The organism is Helicobacter trogontum, from assembly GCF_000765905.2.
Classification (GTDB): Bacteria; Campylobacterota; Campylobacteria; order Campylobacterales; family Helicobacteraceae; genus Helicobacter_A; species Helicobacter_A trogontum.
On sequence record NZ_JRPL02000002.1, the window covers coordinates 155,377 to 170,139 of the forward strand.

Annotated in this window: 13 protein-coding genes; 4 read left to right on the top strand and 9 right to left on the bottom strand. The window is 34.4% G+C overall.

Translation table 11 applies throughout. The annotated features are described in order from the left end of the window. Positions 1–123 precede the first annotated feature (123 nt). The 4 genes from LS81_RS01700 to LS81_RS01715 all read right to left on the bottom strand — a co-directional run bounded on the left by LS81_RS01700 (position 124) and on the right by LS81_RS01715 (position 3,133). Complete coding sequence (locus LS81_RS01700) at positions 124–708, bottom strand: hypothetical protein (RefSeq protein WP_034347180.1); 585 nt, start codon at positions 706–708, stop codon at positions 124–126. Between the two features lie 501 nt (positions 709–1,209). After that, positions 1,210–1,794: a DUF4156 domain-containing protein gene (locus LS81_RS01705; protein WP_034317781.1), complete on the bottom strand. Its 585-nt coding sequence runs from the start codon at positions 1,792–1,794 to the stop codon at positions 1,210–1,212. A gap of 30 nt (positions 1,795–1,824) precedes the next feature. Continuing rightward, positions 1,825–2,421 carry a DUF4156 domain-containing protein gene (locus LS81_RS01710; RefSeq protein WP_034346362.1) on the bottom strand — a complete coding sequence of 199 codons (597 nt, stop codon included), beginning with the start codon at positions 2,419–2,421 and terminating at the stop codon, positions 1,825–1,827. Between the two features lie 91 nt (positions 2,422–2,512). Further along, positions 2,513–3,133, bottom strand: a complete 621-nt coding sequence (locus tag LS81_RS01715) for a DUF4156 domain-containing protein (RefSeq protein WP_237022188.1) — start codon at positions 3,131–3,133, stop codon at positions 2,513–2,515. Positions 3,134–3,638: 505 nt separating this feature from the next. Here LS81_RS01715 and hemB point away from each other — a divergent pair. The 4 genes from hemB (at position 3,639) to LS81_RS01735 (ending at position 8,357) form a co-directional block, all read left to right on the top strand. After that, positions 3,639–4,619 carry a porphobilinogen synthase gene (gene hemB, locus LS81_RS01720; protein ID WP_034346359.1) on the top strand — a complete coding sequence of 327 codons (981 nt, stop codon included), beginning with the start codon at positions 3,639–3,641 and terminating at the stop codon, positions 4,617–4,619. A gap of 153 nt (positions 4,620–4,772) precedes the next feature. Next, the gene (locus LS81_RS01725) at positions 4,773–6,125 is read left to right on the top strand and encodes a class II 3-deoxy-7-phosphoheptulonate synthase (RefSeq protein ID WP_034346356.1); all 1,353 of its coding nucleotides are present in this window, start codon (positions 4,773–4,775) and stop codon (positions 6,123–6,125) included. A gap of 234 nt (positions 6,126–6,359) precedes the next feature. Further along, positions 6,360–6,815, top strand: a complete 456-nt coding sequence (locus LS81_RS01730; protein ID WP_034346354.1) for an ankyrin repeat domain-containing protein — start codon at positions 6,360–6,362, stop codon at positions 6,813–6,815. 105 nt (positions 6,816–6,920) lie between these two features. After that, positions 6,921–8,357, top strand: coding sequence for a catalase (locus tag LS81_RS01735; protein ID WP_034346352.1), 1,437 nt, complete (start codon positions 6,921–6,923; stop codon positions 8,355–8,357). 236 nt (positions 8,358–8,593) lie between these two features. Here the strand turns inward: LS81_RS01735 and coaBC are convergent, their stop codons facing one another. The 5 genes from coaBC to nikA all read right to left on the bottom strand — a co-directional run bounded on the left by coaBC (position 8,594) and on the right by nikA (position 14,536). Next, a complete protein-coding gene (gene coaBC, locus LS81_RS01740; RefSeq protein ID WP_034346349.1) occupies positions 8,594–9,868 on the bottom strand; it encodes a bifunctional phosphopantothenoylcysteine decarboxylase/phosphopantothenate--cysteine ligase CoaBC in 1,275 nt (424 codons plus the stop codon). Between the two features lie 568 nt (positions 9,869–10,436). After that, positions 10,437–11,120: an ATP-binding cassette domain-containing protein gene (locus tag LS81_RS01745; protein WP_081955921.1), complete on the bottom strand. Its 684-nt coding sequence runs from the start codon at positions 11,118–11,120 to the stop codon at positions 10,437–10,439. After that, positions 11,121–11,972, bottom strand: coding sequence for a nickel ABC transporter permease subunit NikC (nikC, locus tag LS81_RS01750; protein ID WP_233715856.1), 852 nt, complete (start codon positions 11,970–11,972; stop codon positions 11,121–11,123). A 21-nt stretch (positions 11,973–11,993) separates the two neighbouring features. Then, a complete protein-coding gene (gene nikB, locus LS81_RS01755; RefSeq protein ID WP_034346343.1) occupies positions 11,994–12,944 on the bottom strand; it encodes a nickel ABC transporter permease subunit NikB in 951 nt (316 codons plus the stop codon). Next, positions 12,944–14,536, bottom strand: coding sequence for a nickel ABC transporter substrate-binding protein (gene nikA / locus LS81_RS01760; protein ID WP_034346340.1), 1,593 nt, complete (start codon positions 14,534–14,536; stop codon positions 12,944–12,946). The genes nikB and nikA overlap by 1 nt, the downstream gene beginning before the upstream one ends. Positions 14,537–14,763: the final 227 nt, after the last annotated feature.

Here is a 14,763-nt window from a genome sequence, read left to right on the forward strand (position 1 = left end):
CAATCACGGGCGACAAAAGGTGCTTGTGTATTATAATTTTGCATTAGTCTATACAATCTTTGCTTAATAGTATAAAATTGTTCTGAATTTAGGTTGTGTGTTTTTGTGTCGCAGTATGGTGTTTTAATAGGTATTTTTTGGAGTGTTACTACCATATGGCTTATCTGTGATATTGTAGATTTGTAAAGTGTCTTGTGAATGTTGTGTTTGCAGATTTTTTATGTGTTTGCGTCGTAGTTTAATGATAGCACGAATATCTTCAAAAATGGTGTGTAGTGTTGGATTTGTGGCATGATTGATGAAGTTCCCTTCCGCATACTCATGTAAGTCTTCAGGATTTACATACTGGATTTGATAGACATCAAGGAGATTTTTTGGGACATAGCCTTTGATTTTTGTATAGGATTCTAAAGACATGGTTTGATTTAGTGCTGCATGTTTTTTGATAGTTTTTAACAATATTTTCGCATGAAATTTATTGAATTCTGTGCATGCAGGATAATTATTGAAAGTAAAAAGTAACTCTTCTTTATCTCGCCTAGAAGGTGTTATGGCAATAATATACTGACGCATTTGTGGTATAATGAAGTTTTTTAATAAATGCAGATTATATGAGTTTTGTAGAAAGAGCAGGGTGCTAGGATCTATGCAGCCCTCTTTATTTTTATTAGTATTATCTGTAAGCAATATGTCTTTAAAGGTTTTCATAATGCGTATTATAATATATTTTCTTACTATATTCTTGTTCTGCAATATAACATTTTCTTTGTATGGATGTGGATACAAGAGTGATCCGTTTTGGAATGAAAGTGAGAAACAGGATTTATTGCTTCCTTAACATATGGTGGTGTTTCTAAATCATCATCTACCTTTATGTGCTTTTAAATACTTGTCTTTACAAATATATTTTATTGATTTAGGAAAATGCGAATAGTCAAAAAGGATGTTATAGTAATAGTCTATTTCAGTACACAAATATACTTCAAATATGGTTGGACATTTATAATTGCAAGATCTACACAATAAAATAAATTTAATATGAAATACAGAAAGTTTAAAATAATTAATAAGAAGTAAAATAAGAATCATTTAAGTTAAAAATACAAACCCACAAACAACATGTCGTGCCACAAAAATCTAGATTTTTTAAAAAAATCTAGACAAATGAAGGTGAATCAACAAGTCATAAAATGGGTGATAGTGAGAGGATTACTTTGTACCACACTCAAATACGTTAGCATGAATTCTATAAGAAAGAATCTTGCCGTTTTGTGGGATTTTTTCCCAAGCTGTACAATCCTTTTCTTCGTATTTACCATCACTTACTCTCATTTCACAAGTCATGGCTTCTTTTGTTAACTTAAGCAATATTCTGCTGTCTTCATTTACTAATTCAGACGCATGATTTCTTAAGTCATTTGTAGCACCTTCTCTAATATCTTCGAAAGAAGGAGGAACTTTACCATCAGAGCTATCTTTCCCTTCAACTTCACCGAGTAATTTACAAGTATAAGGGATGCTATACGCAACAGCAATACCTCTTGCTTCCTCGTTTAGTTTCTTTGGTTCATAAGCTGGAAGTTGAGGAACCTTGATATAAGGTGCAACTTTTGTTACTGTAATCTCTCTCGCAGCATTTACAGTAACTTCAACTTCCTTACTATAATTTACTTTACCTTTTGAACCGCTGTAATCTCTACTCTTCTGTTTTGGTTGAGAAGAACAAGCCACCAAAAGAGAAACAGCACCTACTGCCAAACCTACTTTAGCAAAACCATTAACTAACTTTAACATTTTTCCACCTTATAAAAATAAAATCAAGGATTACCTTGCACCACAATCAAAAACATTAGCATGGATTCTGTAGTACAAAATTTTTCCATTACTTGGTATCTGTGTCCATGTTGTGCAATCTTTTTCGTCAAATTGATCACCCTCATTGCGAATCTCACAAGTCATAGCTTCTTTCACAGGAGTGAGTACGATTCTATCTCTAGAATCTACAAGATCCATGGTTCCATTTCTTAAGTCATTTAAAGCACCCTCTCTGATAAGTTCAAAAGAAGGAGCAGCTTTACCATCAGAACTATCGATACCTTCAGCCTCACCCAAAAGTTTACAATTTAGGGGAACACCATTTACAACAGCGATGCCCTTTGCATCATCTATAAGTGGTTTTGGTGTATATTGTGGTAATCTAGGCAACTTGTAGTATGCATCACTTGAACTTTTTGTGATTGTAAGCTCTCTAGCAACATCAATATTTTCATTTCTTTCTCTTAAGAACTTTGAATCTGTTGTTTGAGTAGAGTATGATTGTGCATCATTATCTGCCTCGACGCTAACAACTTCATCTGCCACAGCAACACAAGAAACGACACTTGCAATCAAACCAGCTTTTAGCAAATCTTTAACCAACATATTAACCCTTTATATTAAATTTCCAAGCATATTACCTACAACTAGCACCCCCATGATTATTGGGAATACACGTAGCTAAACAAAAGAATGCTTACTTTTCACCACACTCAAATACATTAGCATGAATTCTGTAAGACAAAATTTGCCCATTATCTGGTAACTTATTCCAAAGAGTACAATCCTCTTCTTGGTACTTATCTTTCTTTGTTCTCATTTGGCAAATCATAGCTTCTTTAGTGATTGAAAGCATCAATCTTTGACCACCTCTTACAAGATCAGCAGCCTGATTCCTAAGGTCATTAGTTGCACCTTCTCTGATTTGTTCAAAAGTTGGTCCAGCTTTTCCACTTGCTTCATCTTTACCTTCAACTTCACCCAATACCTTACAGTTATAAGGAACACTATAAGCAACTGCAATACCTCTTGCATTCTCATTAAGAGTCTTTGGCTCGTATGGAGGATGCTGAGGATCGATAGCGTAACCTACCGATTTATAAACAGCAAACTGACGAGCGTTAGGCTCAAGCTCTTGAGAAGCATATTTAGCATGTTTGCTTTTCTTTGGCTCACCAGAACAAGCCGCTAACATCAAAACAGAACCTGCCACTAAACCAACTTTTACAGAATGGTTCAAGACTTGTTTGTAATTCAACATTTTTACACCTTCTTTAGTAAAATTAAAAACACGATAAGCATAATTAGCATGCGACACAATGTTTTTTATGCCGTTATGCTATCAAAAAAAATAAAAAAAATCAAGTAAAAGCTACAAAAATATACGGAATAGCTTAATTTTGCAACCGATTGATACAAAATATATTTGAAGCATGAAAGAGCGATTTTTCAAGATTATTGATATGATATGTTACACATTAAAATTGTCATAAAGATAGATAGCAAAAGTGAATATATTCTAGCATAAGTCTTAATACTATATTATCTTGATTGTCATTGGGAATAAAACTTAAACTAGTGTTATTGGATAGTAGCATTAGGACTAAAATTTAGAGAGTATAACCAATACATCCTATAAAATTATAGAATCGCAATAAACTTATAGCAGCCTCTTCCCATTTATGTTTTATTAGTTGTGGCACTTATAAATTGCAGTTTTTAAAGAATTATTGCTTGTTGATGCTTTTTATTGAAAATATAAAATTGTTATGTATAATGGTGGAATCTTAATTGGACAAAAACATAGCAAAAAAGGACATTAAATGTTTCGGAGAAAAAGGCGATTACGTTTGAACAGTGTGATGAGGAATCTTGTGCGTGAAAACACCTTAAATATTCACGATTTTATATATCCCCTTTTTATAGTAGAAGGCAGAGACATTAAAAATGAGATAGATTCTATGCCAGGAGTCTTTCAGATGAGTCTTGATAACATTTTGAGAGAATGTGAGTCCTTGCAGAATCTTGGTATAGAAGCTATTTTATTGTTTGGTGTACCACCACAATACAAAAAAGATTCTAATGGATCGTATGCGTGGAATAGTGATGGTATTATCCCTCAGAGCATACGTGAGATAAAAAAGCATTTCCCACAGTTATATGTCATTGCAGATGTTTGTTTTTGTGAATACACTGATCATGGACATTGCGGTATTTTAGATTCAAAAACACAATCTGTTGATAATGATGCTACACTTTTAAATCTTGCAAGACAAAGCATAGTGTTGGCACAAAGTGGGGTTGATATGCTTGCTCCGAGTGCCATGATGGATGGACAAATTATAACTATGCGTAATGCTTTAGACGCTGATGGTTTTGTAAATTTACCTATCATGAGTTATTCTACGAAGTTTGCTAGTGCGTATTATGGTCCTTTTAGAGAAGTTGCACAAAGTAGCCCAAATTTTGGCGATAGAAAAAGCTATCAAGAAGATGGAGCAAACGCTAGGGAGGCTATCCTTGAAAGTTTGAATGATGAGAGCGAAGGGGCTGATATTCTTATGGTAAAACCTGCTTTAGCGTATCTTGATATTGTGAAGTCAATACGAGAAAAAAGTTTATTGCCACTTGCAGTCTATAATGTAAGTGGTGAATATGCTTTGCTTAAAGCAGGACAAAAGCTTGGCATTATTGATTATGAAAAGGTTATGCTTGAAACTTTGCTTAGCTTTAAAAGAGCAGGGGCTGATATTATCATTACTTATCATGCAAAAGAAGCAGCAAAACTTTTAGCTGCAAAGTGATTGAAATATAATAAACACTATAATACTTTTAATATTCAAATATTGTATATTTTTACTGAAAGATACTACTTTTTAAAGAATATGCAAACGAAAATGTTATAAAATTTTGTTTTATGATATCAATTGTTTTACATAGAAAGAAAGGAAGAAATTATGACTACAACAAGCACATGGGATAAGAGCAGCTGGAGAGCGTTTCCAATCAAACAACATCCAACTTATGCAGATAAGAATGCCATAGAATCTGTGGAGAAAGAACTATCAGGTATGCCACCACTAGTATTTGCCAAAGAAGCAGATAGTCTAAAAGAAAAGATCGCAAAGGCAAGTCGTGGAGAGGCATTTGTATTGCAGGGTGGTGATTGTGCGGAGAGTTTCTCACAATTTAATGCAAACAATATTAGAGATATGTTTAAGATTATTTTACAAATGAGTGTAATTTTAACCTTTGCATCAGGTTGTCCAATAGTAAAGGTCGGTCGTTTGGCAGGACAATTTGCAAAACCTAGAAGTAGCGATATAGAAACTATAGATGGCGTGAATTATCCTAGTTATAGAGGTGATTTGATTAACTCACAAGATCTTGACAAAAGAGAGCCAGATCCAACTCGCCTGTTAAAGGGATATCATCAAAGTGCAAGTACGCTTAATCTTTTGCGTGCATTTTCTCAAGGTGGATTTGCGAATTTAGAACAGGTGCATTTATGGAATCTTAGCTTTGTCGAAAATAATAACTTTGGTAAAAAATACGCTGAACTAGCAAGTGATATAGCAAAATCATTGCGTTTTATGAAGGCATGTGGTATTGATACAAGTAATACTCGCCAACTTAAAGAAGTATCATTTTATACATCGCATGAAGCACTTGTGTTGCATTATGAAGAAGCTCTAACAAGACAAGATTCACTTAGTGGTAATTGGTATGACTGCTCTGCACATATGTTGTGGATAGGGGAGCGTACACGAGATATTGATCATGCGCATTTGGAGTTTTTGCGTGGCGTTAGAAATCCACTTGGAGTAAAAATCGGACCCAATGCTACAAAAGATGATATATTGAAAATTTGTGATATTTTAAACCCAAATAATGAAGCAGGTCGATTAAGCCTTATTGTACGTATGGGAGCCGATAAAATTGGAAATAAATTTCCAAAATTGCTTAAAGAAATATGTAATGCTGGACGCAATGTTTTATGGAGTTGCGATCCAATGCATGGTAACACAAGAGTAGCAAGCAATGGTTATAAAACTCGTGCATTTGAAGATATTGTAAGCGAGATTGAACAATTTTTTGCTATACATGCTGCACAGGGCAGCATTGCAGGTGGTGTGCATTTGGAAATGACTGGTGCCGATGTGACAGAATGCGTGGGGGGAATACAAGCTATTGCGGAAGATAAGCTGCATACAAATTATCACACGCAATGCGATCCAAGGCTAAATGCTACACAGGCACTTGAGCTAAGCTTTATGTTAGCACAAATACTTGCTAATCGAGCTGTATGATATTTCATATAAAATGTTATATAAGTGCATAAAAATTATAATAAGAATTAGATGGGTTATATGCTTATGTTTGTAGTCGTTGCGATCAAAAACAATGAGATGTATCTTAATGCACTTTAGATATGTGGGGTTAAAATGCTAAGATACTTTGTCTTTCCTGCATACTTATTTTATAAATATGAAGTTTGTGTATCTATATGTAAGATAAGATATATTTTTATTGAAAGGTGATTAATGGATACAGAAGATGAGCGGAGGTTAGAAGAGTTTGTTGCACAAAGTTTTGATTTTGCAAGGCAAAATGATAGGGAGGCATTAGAGATTATGATTAAAGCTGGATTAAATGTTAATTTGGCTAATCATCATGGAAACACCTTGCTTATGCTTGCTGCCTATAATAATAGCTTGGAAACTGCAAAAATGCTCTTAGAATATGGGGCAGATGTCGATAAAAGAAATGATAAGAATCAAACGCCTTTGGCTGGAGTGTGTTTTAAGGGATATTATGAGATGGCTGAACTTCTCATACAATATGGTGCAGATGTAGACGCAGATAATGGGCGAGGACTAACTCCTATTAATTGCGCCATTATGTTTAGAAGAAAGAATATCATTGAACTTTTGCTTAAATACAAAAAACAAAGATTGTCTTTTATGCAAAAGATTGCTATTTTTCTCTTCAATAGATGAATGTTTTGAACAACTTTGATTTTGTTAATTTGCATTTATTTTAATATGATAGTGTGTCTAGCAGAGTAATATGGTTATAGACTATATGCTCTGAAAGGATTTAATATGAGCAAAAAGCTTACAACAGCAACAGGCACACCAATCGGTGACAATCAAAACTCGATTACAGCAGGTAGTAGAGGTCCCACACTTTTACAGGATACTTGGCTTTTAGAAAAGTTGGCACATTTTGATCGGGAGAGAATTCCAGAGCGTGTCGTGCATGCTAAAGGAAGTGCAGCTTATGGAGAACTTACAATCACTAACGATATTACCATGTATTCCAAAGCAGATATTTTTAGTCAAGTAGGTAAGAAGACAAAAGCATTTTTACGTTTTTCGACTGTCGCAGGAGAAAGAGGAGCGGCTGATGCAGAACGCGATGTGCGTGGATTTGCATTAAAATTTTATACAAATGAAGGCAATTGGGATATTGTAGGAAATAACACACCAGTCTTTTTTATTAAAGATGCAGTAAAATTTCCTGATTTTATTCATACGCAAAAAAGGGATCCAAAGACAAACTTACGATCTGCAACGGCAGCGTGGGATTTTTGGAGTTTGCATCCAGAATCACTTCATCAAGTAACAATTCTTATGAGTGATAGAGGGATCCCAAGAAGCTATAGGGAGATGCATGGATTTGGTAGTCATACCTATAGTTTTATTAATGCAAAAAATGAGCGTTTTTGGGTAAAGTTTCACTTTAAATCTATGCAAGGGATCCATAACCTAACCAATGCAGAAGCAGAGGCAATTATAGCAAAAGATAGAGAGTCTCATCAAAAAGACTTGTTTGAAAACATTGAAAAAGGAAATTTCCCTAAATGGAGATTCTGTGTGCAGGTTATGCCTGAAAAAGAAGCCCAGAATTACAAGGTAAATCCTTTTGATTTGACAAAGGTATGGAGTCACAAGGATTATCCACTTATTGAAGTGGGAATTTTAGAGCTAAATAAGAATCCAGAAAATTATTTTGCCGAGGTAGAACAAGCCGCATTTAATCCAGCCAACATTGTCCCAGGTGTTGGATATAGTCCAGATAAGATGTTACAAGGAAGACTTTTTAGCTATGGTGACACGCAGAGATATAGGCTTGGAATCAATCATTCCCAACTTCCTGTAAATGCTGCTATTGCATCCGTGAGTAACACACACAGAGACGGCTACATGCAAAGAGGAAGTTTTGGTGGAGAGAGAAACTATAATCCAAGTATATTTAATGATTATGTGGAAGATTCTAAAGCAATCGAGCCTCCATTACATATTCAAGAGGGCAATGTTATAACAAGATATAATCATAGAGATGATGACAATGACTACTATAGTCAAGCAGGAGATTTGTATCGTCTTATGGATGCTAGTCAAAAAGAAGTGCTTTGTCAAAATATTAAGGAAGCAATGGAAGGTGTGCCAGTTGATATTCAAAGACGACAGATTGAGCATTTCACGAAAGCAGATGCAGCCTATGGTAAGAGAGTGGCCGAACTTTTAGGCTTATAGCCTAAATTCTCTGTGAGCTTGCATGAAACATGACGCAGTGTCTTTAGATATGTGCAGATTATTTGAGTTTCATTGCACTCACATAGAATATAAACCTATTGCAATGGGAAGCAATTTAGGAATATGAAGATTTCTGCTATGTGTTTTTTATGATTAAACTTAGCCCTTAGTTGGCTGCATTAATTTTATACAACAAGACGTATGATTATTTAGTAACAATTAAGATTATAATGAGGTTATAGCCCAAGAGCTTGTAAATGCAGGCAGATTTCTAAACTTACTTCAAGCTTTGTGCCTTGTATATATTTTTCAGAATCTTTTGTAATAAGATAAAGTTTATTATGTGTAGCTCCAAAACCCATATTAGATTCACTAATAATATTTAGACACATCATTGCACATTGCTTCTTGATAAGCGCATTTTTTGCATGTACTTTTGCATTGATTTCATCACACTCTGCTTTAAAGCCTATTTTCACAAGGTTGTTTGCTTGTAGTGTTGCTAAAATATCTTTGTTTTCATAGAGTTCTAAAGTCATTGCATTGCCTAGATCTTTCTTTTTTAGCTTACCTTCTCTTTTGTGTGGAATATAATCGCTTATTGCAGCCGTCATAAAAAGATAAATTTTGTCACTTGCGTGTATAGACTTTATTGTATGATGTATTGCATTTTCATAGTCATTTGAACTTTTTACCTGTATTTGTTTTATATTAAGTGGTAGATTCATGGGGAATTTGGAGCTAATAAGTGTAACCTTAGCTCCTAAATAATAAAGTGCTAAAGCAAGATTGCCTGCCTGAATACCGCTTGAATGATTACTAACACAACGTACAGAATCAATATCTTCAATACTGCCGCCACCTGTGACAATTACATATCTATCTTTCCAATATAAATTGTGAAAGCATGCTTGTCTTATGGCAAAAAGTATAGTTTCAATGTCTGCCATTGCCCCATTGCCTACATCGCCGCATGCAAGCATACCACAAGTAGATTCAATAAATGTGTAACCATTATCCTTTAGAATCTGTATATTTTCCTGTGTGATAGGATTCTCCAACATCAGTGTATTTGCACTTGGTGCTAAGAGTTTTGGAATATTTGGCAGAGCGAGGGCACTTGATAGATAGATATTATCAGCAATACCATTTGCTAACTTGTTAAGACTATTTGCAGTTAATGGAGCAAATAGTGCAATATCCGCCCATTTGGCATAGCCTATGTGGTTTCTAGGTGGATCACCCAAATCTACTTGTATTTGCGTATCCAATGTGTGCTTATTCGTAGAATCTCTATAAGGCATACTTGCCCAACATTCATTGCCATCATGTAATAATGGTGTATTACTTAGTGTTTCAAAGCTTAAAGGTGTTATGAATTTTAAGGCACTTTGTGTGGCAATAACTCGGACTAATGCCCCCTCTTTACGCAAAGAACGAATAAGGGATAAAGTCTTATATATAGCAATTGAACCACTTACAAAAATGAGAATCTTTTTATTTTGTAGCATAGTTTTCCTTTTATATATGATTATACTTGATAATAAAGGAGAATTCAACTATATGTTTGTTGTGACTAAATTCTGCACTTTACCTCTTTCTGATATATGATTGATGATAACTATCAAAAAATATTAGATTTGCTACAATACAACACAGTATTTTACATACTTGAATGATTGAGTTGGTGTATTTGAATAACAACAATATTTAAAGCTACGATCAGGTATAATATGATTATTATGTATCAACACATGCTTGTTTGCTTGTAGTTTCGATATTTTTTCAAAGAAATAGTGAATCATAGTGCTATGCCTCAATTTGAGATAAGGTTATATTAACTTCAAGCAATATAAGAGCTAGAGTATCCACAACATAACCCATGACTAAAGGATAAAATTTTATTGTTATGCTTGAAGAAACTTACAAGATTAGGTAAGCGCAAAAGCATGAACAATCTCAATCATATTGTTAAGGTTGGACATTATATCTCTCATCCACAAATGTTTAAGCCTATTGCTTATAATGTATATAGGTTATCTGTGAGTTAGATTATTGCGTAATTGTCATACAACATTCTTAATTAGGTTTGTTAAAGATATCCCCACAAGGAGTAAGACAATAAAAATTATCACCCATTTTCTTTGCGACATCTATATCATGTGTAATGAGTAATATTCCTAGCTCATAAGTTTTTTGCAGACGTTTTAGGAGCTTTAATATTCTGTATTGCACGATAATATCAAGATCTGTTGTGGGTTCATCTGCGATAAGAAAGGGAGCCTTTGTGAGTAGGGCAAGAGCTATCATAGCACGCTGCAGCATACCACCACTCATTTCAAATGGATAAAGTGCTAATATGTCTTTTTGCAATCCAACTTCATGCAACATGGATTCTATAGTTGCTGTATCCCAATGCGTTTTAAGTGCATTTGCACTCTCTTTGATATGCGTGTGAAGCGAGTAAAGTGGATTAAAACAAGTGCGAGGATTCTGCATAATGCTTGCAAAGACTTTTGCACGTGAAGTTTGTGGATTAATAGGGATACCATCAAGCAATAATTCACCACTTTTTTGTTTTATGTTTTGTGGGAGTAGACCCTGCAAAGCAAGAGTTGTAAGTGTTTTTCCGCTACCACTTTTACCAAATAAAATAGTAGTTTGTCCCGTCTTTATTTCAAGATTTATATCATTTAGCAGAACTTTATCATTGCATAATAAAGTAAGATTTTTGAGTGCCAATACCATAGGATTTCCTTGCATTTAGTGTAAATTCCCTAAATCGCAATCAAAATAATCACGCAAACTATCACCTAGCATATTGAATAAAGCCACTGCGATAAAAAGTGCTAGTCCTGGATAGAAGAGTAATTCAGGATTACTAAAAATATAGTCTTTAGAATCACTAAGCATGATACCCCACTCTGCCTGTGGTGGTTGCACACCAAGTCCCAAAAATGATAGCCCAGCAATATGCAGCATAATATGTCCTATATCTATGGTGGCAAGTACAAGACATTGTGTACTAATAGGTGTGAGCATATTGCGTTTAAAAATTTGCCAGTTACTTGCTCCATATACTTGTGAAAGGAGCACAAACTCGCGATGTTTTAACCCAAGCACAATACTTCGAATAATCCTTGCATACCACGCCCAATGTGTCAAAGCAATAGCAAGTAAAACATTTTCTAAACCCGCACCTAGTATGCCAACCAAAAAAAGTGATAGCACAATAGTAGGTAGGCTTAAAAATAGATCACACACACGCATGATAAACTTATCAATTTTTCCACCAAAAAAACCAGCAATCCCACCAATACTTATCCCTAACACAATGATATATAATAGAATAATTGCCACAGAGGATAATGAGATTCTAGCTCCAAAAACTAAGCGTGTAAAAATATCCCTACCAAGATGATCTGTACCTAAAAAATGTGCTGTACTTATTGGTGCAAATTTATTATTTAGGTCAATTTCATTTGGTGCATAAGGTAAAAAAAGTGGTCCAATGACTGCAACAAGCAATAAACATACAATCATGATACTTGCAAATTTCCCCATAAAAGAAAGCTTTTTGCTATAGGGTTTAGAATCTACTTGGGTCATCATCATATCTTTCCGACTTGATAAGGTTTATAACACATGAGAATCCTCCATATTTTTTCGTATGCGTGGATCAAGTGCAGCATAGCATATGTCAATAATCAAATTACATAGAGAAAAAACAAGACACATAACAAGCACAAAGCATTGAATAATAGGATAGTCATGGTTTGCAATTCCCTGTAAGCTGTAATATCCAATGCCTGGTATAGCAAAAATGCTTTCTATAATGAGTGCACCACCAATGAGTTCGCCAAAGTGCATACCAAGTGCAGTTATAATAGGCAACATTGCATTATAAAAAATGTGCTTGTAGGTTATATGTTTCTTGTTTAATCCACGTAGATATGCATAAAGTATATGCCTCTCTTTTGACACTTCAAGCATATTCATGCGAATAAGTCTAATATTAACACATATTGACATGAATGCGATACTTATTGCTGGTAGAATAAAAGAGTGAAGCCCATCTGCACCTAGTGCAGGTAGCCAACCAAGTGTAAGAGAGAAAAGCATGATAAGTAAAAATGCAAACCAAAAATTAGGTATACAAACACCAATAAAGCAGATAAAGCGAATGAGAAAATCAGGGATTCTATCCCTATAATATGCAGCTATTATGCCCAATGGAATAGACGTGAGAATTGTAAGTAAGAATGCAAAACATGCGAGTAAAAGCGTATTGGGTAGATAATGGACAAAATCACCCCACACATCCCTATCGCTCATATATGATTTGCCAAAATCAAGTACAACTGCTTTTTGTAACCATAACATATATTGTTCAAATATGGGTTTATCTAGCCCAAACTCATGACGAACTGCCGCAATAACTTCAGGCGTTGATGGTAGATTTGAGTTGATAAGATATTGCGCTACTGGATCTGTATTATTTAATCTTAAAAGATAGAAAATAATAAATGAAGCAAGAAGAAGTATGGGGATAATCATACAGATTCTATAAAGAATATAACGAAGCATTACTCATAAAACTCCCAAAATGGAATCTCAAATGCCCTTACATCTGGTGCGATACCTTTTATGCCAAATCTTGCAACTACCTTATTTGTGTCGTAGGTGAGTGGTATGTAGATTTGTGTATTATAAAGCATATCAAGAAAATCTTGCGTACGTTTGCTTAATATCTGCCTTGTTTTTGCAGAATCTGCATGTATGTCGTATGGACTTTTAATCAGATTTTCAATAGCCTCATCGATTACACCTTTTTCTGGTAATGCCTTTTGTGCCATATAATCAGCATGACCATGATGACGCATAGAATTGATAAAGGTGAATGGCTCATAAGGTACACCCCATGTTTGACTAAAGCATAATTCAAACTGCCCTTGAGTTTGTTTCTTTCGATATATTGTTACTTCATTTGGGATCAACTCCAAAAAAATTCCGATATCCTTAAGCTGTGCTTGTATGATTGTAGCAATAGATTTTTGTGTTGGATTATTTGCAATGAAGTGCAGTTGTATTTGTAGTCGTTGATTATCCTTATAAAAATATCCATCACTATTTCTTGTATAACCCATTTGTTCTAAAATCTTCAAGGCTTTGTCTCTATTGTAAGAGAGTGGTATATAGTTTGCTACTTTTGTGTAGGGTATACTTTGATTAAATAAGAAAAGAGCCTCTTTTTGATAGCCATAATATACAGACTCCACAATCTTTGCTTTATCTATACCTAAGGCTATTGCTTCACGCATATTTTTGTTTTGCAAGGTTTTGTTTGATGGGTTAATAATAAGAAAGGTTGTAAAAACAGGTGGACTAACAAAGCTTTGAAATTCCTTTGTTTTTGCAATATTATGAAAAATATCGACCGGGATGGAATCTGATCCATAAATCATATCGACTTGCTTTGTTTTAAGTGCCACAAGCTTTGCATTTGGATCAATAATGACTTTTGTGATAATAGTGTCATAATAAATTCCATTATATTTATCCTTGTCCCAATAGTGTGGATTTTTACTAAAAGTATCGCTAATGCCAATTTTTGTGTCAGTTAGCATATAAGGACCAGTGCCAATTGGCTTTTTAGGGTTATTTTTTGCTAAATCCAAATCACTTGGAATCATGCTTGGAGCAATAAAACGAAAAGGACGCACAAGGGCTAACTCATTTAACGTTGCAATATATGGGTGGTACAAGGTTAGCTTAATAGTATAATTATCAAGGGCCACTACATTATCTATTGTCATAACGAGGGCTGACCATGAATGCCTTACTTTGTTTTTTAAGATCGAATGAAAATTTTTCACAACTGCTTGAGCATCAAATGGTTCCCCATTAGAAAAGACAACATTTTTACGTAAATGAAAAATATAACTTTTACCAGAATCTTTAACCTCCCATGATTGTGCTAGAGAGGGTATGATATTGCCTTTATGATCAGTCTTTACTAAGCCTTCATAAATCATATTTTGTGCGTACAGCTGATTGAGATTATAGCCTTGTGGATTCATATCACCAACATTTTGTGATACTGCTACACGCAAGATATTTGCACCAAAGACATAGTGTAAGTTGCACATCAATAAAACAGATAACAAGATTCTATTCATAGCCATTTCCTTGAATATTCCCAACGGATTGAAATGCGGTGTTTTTAGCCTAAATATTTATATTGAAACTTCATCGTATTTTCTGAATATCTATTTCTTGAATATCTTAGATTCTAAGAATTTGTAATCCTAATATAACTTTACGCACAAACCTATAGAATGATAGCATGAAATGATAAACTATGCTATCTTAATATTATTGATATGTCATAAGTAATACCTAGAAC

Coding starts and splice junctions, on each gene's coding strand:
- nikA (WP_034346340.1), bottom strand. CDS start 14,536: ATGAATAGAATCTTGTTATCTGTTTTATTGATGTGCAACTTACACTAT.
- nikC (WP_233715856.1), bottom strand. CDS start 11,972: ATGATGATGACCCAAGTAGATTCTAAACCCTATAGCAAAAAGCTTTCT.
- hemB (WP_034346359.1), top strand. CDS start 3,639: ATGTTTCGGAGAAAAAGGCGATTACGTTTGAACAGTGTGATGAGGAAT.
- LS81_RS01700 (WP_034347180.1), bottom strand. CDS start 708: ATGAAAACCTTTAAAGACATATTGCTTACAGATAATACTAATAAAAAT.
- LS81_RS01735 (WP_034346352.1), top strand. CDS start 6,921: ATGAGCAAAAAGCTTACAACAGCAACAGGCACACCAATCGGTGACAAT.
- LS81_RS01725 (WP_034346356.1), top strand. CDS start 4,773: ATGACTACAACAAGCACATGGGATAAGAGCAGCTGGAGAGCGTTTCCA.
- coaBC (WP_034346349.1), bottom strand. CDS start 9,868: ATGCTACAAAATAAAAAGATTCTCATTTTTGTAAGTGGTTCAATTGCT.
- LS81_RS01730 (WP_034346354.1), top strand. CDS start 6,360: ATGGATACAGAAGATGAGCGGAGGTTAGAAGAGTTTGTTGCACAAAGT.
- LS81_RS01710 (WP_034346362.1), bottom strand. CDS start 2,421: ATGTTGGTTAAAGATTTGCTAAAAGCTGGTTTGATTGCAAGTGTCGTT.
- LS81_RS01705 (WP_034317781.1), bottom strand. CDS start 1,794: ATGTTAAAGTTAGTTAATGGTTTTGCTAAAGTAGGTTTGGCAGTAGGT.
- LS81_RS01745 (WP_081955921.1), bottom strand. CDS start 11,120: ATGCAAGGAAATCCTATGGTATTGGCACTCAAAAATCTTACTTTATTA.
- nikB (WP_034346343.1), bottom strand. CDS start 12,944: ATGCTTCGTTATATTCTTTATAGAATCTGTATGATTATCCCCATACTT.